This window comes from Streptomyces sp. MB09-01, assembly GCF_033794505.1.
GTDB lineage: Bacteria > Actinomycetota > Actinomycetes > Streptomycetales > Streptomycetaceae > Streptomyces.
The window spans coordinates 1-7,024 of sequence record NZ_JARAYQ010000343.1; the positions used below are offsets into that span (position 1 = coordinate 1).

Below are 7,024 nucleotides of genomic sequence, written 5' to 3' on the forward strand. Positions count from 1 at the left end.
CGCCGCCCCCTGTGCATCTGCCGCCGCCGGGCCTAATATGACGGCCCGTCAGATAGGCCCCCGGCCCGCCGCCGGGAGGTGCCCCCAGGAGGAGCCAGACGATGGATGCCGCCTTCACCGCGGAGCAGGCCGAGATACGCCGTACCCTGCGCGAGATCCTGGGCAAACGCTGCGGCCCCGACGAGGTCAAGGCCGCCGTCCGCACCGCCGCCGGACACGACCGCGAGCTGTGGCAGCAGCTCGCCGAGCGGCTCGGGCTGCCCGGCCTCGCCGTCGCCGAGGAGTACGGCGGCGTCGGCTGCGCCCCCGCCGACCTGGCCCTGGCCTGCGAGGAGACCGGGCGGGCGCTGCTGCCCTCGCCGCTGCTGGCCACCGCCGTGCTCTGCGCGCCCCTGATCACGGCCCTCGGCACCGACGCCCAGCGCTCCGCGCTGCTCCCGCCGCTGGCGGCCGGCGGGCTGACCGCCGCCCTCGCCGTCCCGGGCCCGGCGCTGGCCACGGCGCTCGCGCTGACCGGCGACGACAGCGCCGGGCAGTGGTCCGGCGGCGGCCGTGCGGGCGGGGTCCAGGCCCGCGCCGACGCCGTGGGCGGCGGCTGGCGGCTCTACGGAGAGGCCGCCCAGGTGCTCGACGGCCACAGCGCCCCGCTGCTGCTGGTCGCCGCGCACGCCGGGGGATTCGCCCGCAGCCGTACGCTGCTGTTCGTCGTACGGGAGGGCGCGCCCGGGCTCGTACGGTCCAGGCAGGCCGTACTGGACGAGACCCGCCCGCAGGCCAGGATCCAACTGCGCGACGTCCCCGCCGAGTTGCTCGGCGACGAGGAGGGCGACGTGCCGGGCGCCCTCGCCGCCACCGGGCGGACCGCCTCCGCCGTGCTCGCCGTCGAGGCGGTCGGCGCGGCCGGACTGGCGCTCGCCCGCACCGTCGAGTACGTACGCCAGCGCGAGCAGTTCGGCCGGGCGATCGGCTCCTTCCAGGCCGTCAAGCACCGGCTCGCCGACCTCTACGTACAGGTGCAGGCCGCCCGCTCGGCGGCCTACTACGCCGCCTGGGACCCGGACCAGGGCGGCCTCGCCCTCGCCCAGGCGCTCGAAGCCCTGCGGGTGACCGCCGGCGAGGCGATCCAGCTGCACGGCGGCATCGGCTTCACCTGGGAACACGACGCGCACCTCTACTTCAAGCGGGCCGCGGCCGACGAGCTGCTCTTCGGACCCGTCCACCGGCTGCGGGCGCACGCCGCGGACCGCGCGGGCCTGTTCGCCGCTCCGGCCGCCGCTCCGGCCGCCGCCCCTGCCGCGCCCACGGCGACCGCGGCCCCGGCTCCCGCCGCGGCTGCGCCCGACGTCCCGCCCGCCCAAGAGAAGGTGGCCGTCTGATGGCTCGCGTGGCTCCCGGCGTCAAGCTGATGCAGAAGGTCTCCTCGACCAGGCTCTTCGCCAAGATCGCACCGCACTTCATCCCCGCCCTGGACAAGGCGGTGCACAAGCTCACCCGCGGCAAGGTCATGCTCAGCGCCCAGATGCTGCCGGGCGTGATCCTCACCGCCAAGGGCGCCAAGACGGGCGAGCCGCGCACCACCCCGCTCGCCTGCATGCCGGAGAACGGCGGCACGAGCTGGGTCCTGATCGGCTCCAACTTCGGCCGGCCCGGGCACCCGGCATGGACCGGGAATCTGCTCAAGCACCCGGACGCGGACGTGAGTTGGCAAGGCCGGGACATCCCCGTACGGGCCCGGCTGCTGGCGGGGGAGGAACGCGCTGCGGCGTGGCAGGCGGTGCTGGGGTTCTGGCCGCCGTACGCGACGTACCAGGCGCGCATCGAGCGCGAGATCCGGTTGTTCCGCCTGGAGCGTCGCTGATCTCAGGCGGTCGTGCACGCCGGCAGGGGAGCCGCAGGGCGGCGGACCCCGGAAGGGATCCGCCGTTACTTGGTGGGCTTCTTGCCCGTGATGCCGAGGTGGACGAGCAGCGCCAGGTTCGGCTTGAGCTCGGCCTGCTTGACGCCCCAGGTCTGGAAGCCCTTCTGGTGCGAGGCGACCGCGGCCAGCATCGCGACCAGCGAACCGGCCATCGCCGCGGGACTGACGTCCTTGTCGACCTTGCCCTTGCCCTGGAGCTCCTTCATCGACTCCGTCAGGGAGTTGGTGACCGAGTTCAGGATCTTCATGCGGATCTTGTAGAAGCGCTTGTCGCCCTCGGCCGCACCGAGGTCGACGACACGCAGGATCGCGTCGTTGCGGCGCCAGAACTCCAGGAAGCCCTCGACGAGTTCCTCGGCGGCGGCCCAACCGGACTTGCCGACCCAGGTCCGGCCCTCGACGAGCGACGTCAACTGCGCGCCCTCGGTGGCCATTTGCTCGGCGATCTCCAGGACGGCGCCCTCGACGTCCGGGAAGTACTGGTAGAAGGTCGCGGGGGAGGTACCGGCCTTGCGGGCGACGTCGATCACTTTGACGTCGCGGTACGGCGAGGAGCTGAGCATCTCGCTGAGGCAGTCGAGCAGCTTCTGCCGCGTCGCCTGGCCGCGCCGGCCGGCGACACGCCCGTCGACGGTGCGTACTTGTCCTGTCATGCCGTCAGCTTACCGAGGGGTGATCGGCGCGCTATTCGGCCGCCTGCAAATGGGGTTACGGGGTCCCTGGCCTGGGCGGGAGGCGGTCCGCGGGGTCTCGGAGGCGGATTTCCGGCCGGGCGCGCCCCCGGTACGCCCCGTAGTCGCAGGCCGGGCGTGTCGCCCGGTTCCGCAAGGTTTCCCCCGAATAGTCTTATCAACAGGCTGTGGACAAGTTTTCGGACGGATCATGGCTGAGAGAGGTGAGAGGGTACACACCCCCGCACAACGGAAGGAACCGGGCCCATGGCCGCATTCGCGGAAGGCGCACCCTGCTGGGTGGACGCCTCGCTTCCGGACGTCGAGGCGGGCAAGCGCTTCTACGGCGAGCTGTTCGGGTGGACCTTCGCGGACAGCGCGGGAGCCGAGTACGGCCACTACACGCAGGCCTACAGCCGCGGCCGCAACGTCGCCGCCCTCGCCCCCAAACCGGACGGCCGGATGCCCACCGTCTGGGGTGTCTACCTCTACACCACCGACGCCTACGCCTGCGCCCAGCGCATCCGCGCCGCGGGCGGCCAGATGGTGATGGACCCGATGCCGGTGGGCCCGTACGGCACCGCCGCGATGGCCGCCGACCCCGGCGGAGCCGTCTTCGGCCTGTGGCAGCCCGGCACCCACCACGGCTTCGAGGCCCAGCAGGAGCCGTACGCGTACTGCTGGGCCGAGGTCTACACGCGCGCCCGCGACGCCGTCGACGTCTTCTACGCCAAGGTCTTCGGCTACGTACCGCAGGACCAGGACGACGCCGGCGTCGAGTACCGCATCTGGTCCCCGCCCGGCAGCGCCCCCGGTACGAACACCGCGGTCCTCGGGCGCAGCCTGATCACCGACGCCTTCCCGGAGATCATGCCCGCGCACTTCCTCGTCTACTTCGCCGTCCCGGACTGCGACCAGTCCGTGGCCACCGCGCGGCGGCTCGGCGGCCGGGTCACCGCCGATCCCTTCGACACCCCCTACGGCCGGATCGCGGTCGTCGCCGACAATCAGGGGGCCGTCTTCGGGCTCCTCTCGGAACCCCGCACCAAGGCGGGCGGTTAGCCGCCAGGGACGGGTCGCCGGACGGTTCGCCGGGCAGATCACACCGCGCTGCTCGACGTGCCGGGGCCGGACCCGGCCCGGGCCTGACAGAATCGGGGTTGCGCGACCCGGGCGGCGCCCGGAGTGAGACGCTGCACGGGGCCCAGGGCCCCGTGCCGGTGGAAGCGGGCCCGGCGAGGGCCCGTACGGGGAGGTGTGGAGGCGAGTGGTGGAGCAGCTGACGCAGCACGACCCGAGACGGATCGGCCCCTTCGAGGTGCTGGGACGGCTCGGCGCCGGCGGCATGGGGCTGGTCTATCTCGCGCGGTCCGCGTCCGGACGGCGGGTCGCGATCAAGACGGTGCGGACCGAGCTCGCCGAGGACCAGCTGTTCCGGGTGCGCTTCACCCGCGAGGTGGAGGCGGCCCGCGCCGTGTCCGGCTTCTATACCGCGGCCGTGGTCGACGCCGACCCGCGCGCCGCCGTGCCGTGGCTGGCCACCGCGTACGTGCCGGCGCCCTCCCTGGAGGAGATCGTCAACGAGTGCGGGCCCATGCCCGCGCAGGCCGTACGGTGGCTCGCGGCCGGCATCGCCGAGGCCCTGCAGTCCATCCACGGCGCGGGCCTCGTCCACCGCGACCTGAAGCCGTCGAACGTGCTCGTCGTCGAGGACGGCCCGCGCGTGATCGACTTCGGCATCGCCAGCGGGGTCTCCAACACCCGCCTGACCATGACGAACGTCGCCGTCGGCACCCCCGCCTACATGTCGCCCGAACAGGCGAAGGACTCCCGCAGCGTCAAGGGCGCCAGCGACGTCTTCTCGCTCGGCTCCACCCTCGTCTTCGCCGCCACCGGGCACCCGCCGTACCACGGGGCGAACCCGGTGGAGACGGTCTTCATGCTGCTGCGCGAGGGGCCCAACCTGGACGGGCTCCCCGAGGAGCTGCGGCCGCTGATCGACTCCTGCATGCAGATGGACGCCACGCAGCGGCCGACCCCGGCCGACCTGCAGGCGCAGCTCGCCCCGCACCTCTTCGACGGCGGCGACGACAGCGGCACCGCCTCGGCGTGGCTGCCCGCGCGGGCCGTCGCGATGATCGAGGCCCGGCGCGCGGGCAACCGTACGCCCGCCGCCGCGGTTCCCGCGCCCGTGCCCGCCCCCGGCCCCGGCCGGGACTCCGGCTCCGGCGGCCCCGCCTCCGGGCCCGCCACGCACCGCCGCCCGCGCGGTGGCGCCGACCCGTGGGTGGACCCGCGTACCGGCCAGGCCGTCCCGCAGCGCCCGCACCACCCGCCGATGTCCCCGGCGCCCTCGGGCGAGCCGGTGCGCCTGGGCGGCTCGCCCGTGCCGATCGGACCCGGTCCCCGCGCGACCGCAGCGGCCCCGGCCGTGCACGCCTCCGCCGTCGACTCGGCGACCGGCTGGGTCCGCCCGCCCGGCGGGGCGGCGGCGGTCACCCCCTCCGCCGTGGCGGTACCGAGCCCGGGCCCGGCCCCGGACAGCGGCCGCTGTCCGAGCCCGGGCCCGGCCCCGGACAGCGGCCGCTGGCGCCCGTGGCGCTTCCGCATGTCGAACGAGGTCTGGGGCACCCCGACCGTCGCCGGCAACCTGCTCTACGTCACCTCCTTCGAGGTCCACGCGCTGGACGTGGCGAGCGGCCGCCGCCAGTTCAAGACCCGCGACGTCGCCTGGTCCATGGCGGTCTCCGACGGCCGCATCCACGCCTCCGACGGCCCCTCCCTCTACGCGCTCGACGCCTCCGACGGCTCCGAGCGGTGGCGGCTGTCCGCCGACGCCTGGGTGTACGCGCTGCGCGCCGAGCGCGGCACGGTCGTCACCGCCACCCGCGGCGGCGGCGTACAGGGCTGGGAGGCCTCCAACGGCCAGAAGCTGTGGGAGCTGACCGGCGCGCAGAGCGACTTCGAGACCCCGGAGGCGGCCCCCGTCCTCCACGACGGCACCGTCTACGTGTGGCAGGACGCCCGGCTGCGCGCGCTCGACGCCCGCAGCGGCCGCGAGTCCTGGTCGTACCCGGTCGGCGACGCGGCCTCCTGCGGGAACGTGCCCGTCCGGGTCACCCCCGCCCCCGACGGCAACGTCTACATCGCGGCCGGCACCCGGGTGCTCTCCGTGGACCGGGCCTCGGGCCGGGTGCGGTGGCACTTCGAGGCCCCCGCGGTCTTCCTGGCCGCCCCGGCCTTCGCGCCGGGCGCCGCCGTCACCGGCGGCGGGGTCTACCTCGCGGACTACCTGGGCACCGTCTACGCCCTCGACGCGGCCACCGGGCACGACCGCTGGCGGATCGCGACCGAGGCCCGGCAGTCCTCGGACCCGGTGCTGGTCGCGAACGGCAACGTGCACCTGGGGGCGGGCAGCGCGCTCTACACGCTCGACGCCGTCACCGGCACCCCGAAGTGGCGTTTCGCGGCGGGCGGCGAGATCACCGGCCTGCCCGCGGTCGCGGACGGCCGGGTGCACTTCGGCTCCGCCGACCACTGCCTCTACACCCTGGACGCGGCGGGCGGCCAGCTCCGCTGGAAGCTGGCCACGGGCGGCGAGATCACGGGCGCGCCGGTGGCGGAGGCGGGCGTGGTGTACGCGTGCAGCAAGGACCGCTGCGTGTACGCCCTGGACGCGGCGAAGGGCACGGGCACCCGTACGAGCGGCTGAGCGCTTCCGGCCCCGCCGAGTAGCGCACCGCACCGGGAGTGACAGGATGGACCCCATGAGCAACGTCTACTTCGACATCACCATCAACGGCGCCCCCGCCGGCCGCATCGTCTTCAACCTCTTCGACGAGGTCGTCCCGAAGACGGCGCGCAACTTCCGTGAGCTGGCCACCGGCCAGAACGGCTACGGCTACGCCGGCTCGGGCTTCCACCGCGTCATCCCCCAGTTCATGCTGCAGGGCGGTGACTTCACCAACCACAACGGCACCGGCGGCAAGTCCATCTACGGCGAGAAGTTCGAGGACGAGAACTTCCAGCTGAAGCACGACCGCCCGTACCTGCTGTCGATGGCGAACGCCGGCAAGAACACCAACGGCTCGCAGTTCTTCATCACCACCGTCGTCACCTCGTGGCTCGACGGGAAGCACGTCGTCTTCGGCGAGGTCGTCGAGGGCAAGGAGCTCGTGGACCAGATCGAGGCCCTGGGCTCCCAGTCCGGCGCCCCCAAGGGCAAGGTCGAGATCGCGGCCTCCGGCGTCGTCGACGCCGCCTGATCCCACCCGCCTCTCCGGCCGGTCGGCCCCGCCCCCACCCGGGGGCCGGGGCCGCCGCCATTTCCACGCCGTTCGGGCCCGTGAGGTACGTCGCCCGCCCTACGCGTGGTCCCGGGGCGGGGCCGGTGGCCACGGCTCGTTCGCCGGGGCGGCCGGGTACGGCTCCGGGG

General features: G+C 74.2%; 6 protein-coding genes. 5 read left to right on the top strand and 1 reads right to left on the bottom strand.

The annotated features are described in order from the left end of the window. Positions 1 to 101 precede the first annotated feature (101 nt). A complete protein-coding gene (locus PV721_RS39140; RefSeq protein WP_319732991.1) occupies positions 102 to 1,376 on the top strand; it encodes an acyl-CoA dehydrogenase family protein in 1,275 nt (424 codons plus the stop codon). After that, positions 1,376 to 1,858, top strand: coding sequence for a nitroreductase family deazaflavin-dependent oxidoreductase (locus PV721_RS39145; RefSeq protein WP_319732993.1), 483 nt, complete (start codon positions 1,376 to 1,378; stop codon positions 1,856 to 1,858). Before PV721_RS39140 ends, PV721_RS39145 begins: the two co-directional genes overlap by 1 nt. Positions 1,859 to 1,923: 65 nt before the next feature. Here the strand turns inward: PV721_RS39145 and PV721_RS39150 are convergent, their stop codons facing one another. Next, on the bottom strand, positions 1,924 to 2,571 hold the full coding sequence (locus PV721_RS39150) for a TetR family transcriptional regulator (RefSeq protein ID WP_319732995.1): 648 nt from the start codon (positions 2,569 to 2,571) through the stop codon (positions 1,924 to 1,926). Positions 2,572 to 2,856: 285 nt separating this feature from the next. Here PV721_RS39150 and PV721_RS39155 point away from each other — a divergent pair, with 285 nt between their 5' ends. The 3 genes from PV721_RS39155 (at position 2,857) to PV721_RS39165 (ending at position 6,854) form a co-directional block, all read left to right on the top strand. Then, a complete protein-coding gene (locus tag PV721_RS39155; RefSeq protein ID WP_319732997.1) occupies positions 2,857 to 3,651 on the top strand; it encodes a VOC family protein in 795 nt (264 codons plus the stop codon). A gap of 205 nt (positions 3,652 to 3,856) precedes the next feature. Next, the gene (locus PV721_RS39160; RefSeq protein ID WP_319732999.1) at positions 3,857 to 6,301 is read left to right on the top strand and encodes a PQQ-binding-like beta-propeller repeat protein; all 2,445 of its coding nucleotides are present in this window, start codon (positions 3,857 to 3,859) and stop codon (positions 6,299 to 6,301) included. A 55-nt stretch (positions 6,302 to 6,356) separates the two neighbouring features. Beyond that, the gene (locus PV721_RS39165) at positions 6,357 to 6,854 is read left to right on the top strand and encodes a peptidylprolyl isomerase (RefSeq protein ID WP_319733001.1); all 498 of its coding nucleotides are present in this window, start codon (positions 6,357 to 6,359) and stop codon (positions 6,852 to 6,854) included. Positions 6,855 to 7,024: the final 170 nt, after the last annotated feature.

What these genes read in the sequence shown, in the direction of transcription:
- PV721_RS39140 (WP_319732991.1), top strand. Translation starts at nt 102, where the DNA reads ATGGATGCCGCCTTCACCGCGGAGCAGGCCGAGATACGCCGTACCCTG.
- PV721_RS39145 (WP_319732993.1), top strand. Translation starts at nt 1,376, where the DNA reads ATGGCTCGCGTGGCTCCCGGCGTCAAGCTGATGCAGAAGGTCTCCTCG.
- PV721_RS39150 (WP_319732995.1), bottom strand. Translation starts at nt 2,571, where the DNA reads ATGACAGGACAAGTACGCACCGTCGACGGGCGTGTCGCCGGCCGGCGC.
- PV721_RS39155 (WP_319732997.1), top strand. Translation starts at nt 2,857, where the DNA reads ATGGCCGCATTCGCGGAAGGCGCACCCTGCTGGGTGGACGCCTCGCTT.
- PV721_RS39165 (WP_319733001.1), top strand. Translation starts at nt 6,357, where the DNA reads ATGAGCAACGTCTACTTCGACATCACCATCAACGGCGCCCCCGCCGGC.